A 2,054-nucleotide genomic window follows, 5' to 3' on the forward strand; every position below is an offset into this window, starting at 1 on the left:
CGTTCATATAGTGCTGTGGATAAAAATTGGCGGGGTTATAGCCAATAGTCTAAGTTTTATTCAGCGTAAAATTTTGTAAAGTGTCGACATAAAGACCATCAATAGGGGCAAAAACCATGTCTTACCGTACCGAATACCAAGGATCCGTCGACAATGCTGTTAAGTTTTGGGGCGACAAAGCCAGTAAGCTGGCTTGGTTTAAGCAACCAACCCAGGTACTCACCGAACAGCAAGGGCAATATCAATGGTTTGCCGATGGCGAGCTCAATACCAGTTATCTGGCGCTCGACTACCATGTGGAGCAAGGCCGCGGCGAACAAACTGCCATGTTTTATGACTCTCCGGTTACCGGCAGTAAACGTCGTTACAGTTACCGCGAATTGCGGGATGAGGTCGCGCTTTTTGCCGGAGTATTACAAGCTCAGGGCGTAACCAAGGGGGATCGGGTGGTCATTTATATGCCGATGATCCCGCAGGCTGCAATTGCAATGCTGGCGACAGCACGCCTCGGTGCCATTCATTCGGTGGTGTTCGGCGGCTTTGCACCACATGAATTGGCAGTACGGATTGATGATGCCAAACCCAAGGTAGTGGTAAGCGCCTCCTGTGGTATCGAAATTAACCGTGTGATCAGCTACAAGCCACTGCTCGACAGCGCGTTGGAGAAAGCCAGCCATCAGCCCGATCGCTGTATTATTTATCAGAGGCCGCAGCAAGTCGCCAATTTGGTTGCTGGCCGGGATCTCGATTGGCAAGCCGAAATGGCCACAGCAAACCCGGCAGCTCCCACCCCGGTAAAAGCCACGGATCCGTTATATATTCTGTATACCTCAGGTACCACCGGGAAACCTAAGGGCGTGGTGCGTGATAATGGTGGTCATGCCGTTGCCCTGCACTACAGCATGCAAGCAATTTACAATATCAAACCGGGCGAAGTATTTTGGACTGCATCCGATGTCGGTTGGGTAGTTGGCCACTCTTATATCGTTTATGCGCCATTGCTGGCTGGTTGCACCACGATTTTATATGAAGGCAAACCGGTGTTTACACCCGATGCCGGTGCCTTCTGGCGGGTTTGTGCCGAATATGGCGTTAAAGCCATTTTCGCAGCACCTACTGCATTTCGGGCGATCCGCAAAGAAGATCCGAATGCTGAGCTGATGAAGCAGTATGATCTCAGTAAACTGGAAACCATCTTTATGGCTGGCGAGCGGCTGGATCCCCCAACCTATCACTGGGCTTGCGAAGTCTCAGGCAAGCCGGTTATTGATCATTGGTGGCAAACTGAAACCGGTTGGGCGATTTGCGCCAATCTGGCAGGCGTTGAATTGCTACCAGCTAAAGCCGGCTCGGCAACCTGTCCGGTACCGGGCTATAACGTACAGATCCTGAATGACGAAGGACAACCGGTCGCCGCCAACCAACAGGGTAATATTGCGATTAAGCTCCCCTTACCGCCCGGCTGTTTAAGTACAGTGTGGGGCAACCCGGATCGCTATGTGGCAGGTTATTTGAGCCAATTTCCGGGCTATTATGCCACCGGCGATGGCGGATATCTGGATGAGGATGGCTATCTGTTTGTGATGGGCCGCACTGACGATGTGATCAATGTTGCCGGGCACCGGCTTTCTACCGGTGAAATGGAAGAAATCATCGCTTCGCACCCAGCGGTTGCCGAGTGTTGTGTTATAGGCTTACCGGATGAACTTAAAGGTCAGCAACCTGTTGGCTTTGTGCTACTGAAAAACGGCGTCAACACCGATGCCAAGACCGTGCAGGATGAGTTAGTCGCACTAGTAAGGCAGGAAATTGGCGCCGTCGCTTGCTTTAAACGCGCTTTAGTCGTGCCGCGCCTACCGAAAACCCGCTCCGGCAAAATCCTGCGTAAACTGCTGCGCCAAATCGGCGAAGGCCAGGCCTATCAAATCCCTTCCACCATTGACGATCCGGCCAGCCTACCTGAACTCGAAGCGTTAATGAAACAGCACGGCCTCGCCTGATTTATCCACACGTCTCCGGTACCGGTAAGAGCTCTGACCCTGAGGTATCCCCAC

At 52.3% G+C, this 2,054-nt stretch carries 1 protein-coding gene; it reads left to right on the forward strand.

The window, feature by feature from the left end:
* The first annotated feature begins 116 nt into the window (after positions 1–116).
* The gene (locus A9165_RS16310) at positions 117–2,000 is read left to right on the forward strand and encodes a propionyl-CoA synthetase (protein ID WP_065956666.1); all 1,884 of its coding nucleotides are present in this window, start codon (positions 117–119) and stop codon (positions 1,998–2,000) included.
* Positions 2,001–2,054: the final 54 nt, after the last annotated feature.

It is taken from the genome of Alishewanella sp. HH-ZS, assembly GCF_001704375.1.
GTDB lineage: Bacteria > Pseudomonadota > Gammaproteobacteria > Enterobacterales > Alteromonadaceae > Alishewanella > Alishewanella aestuarii.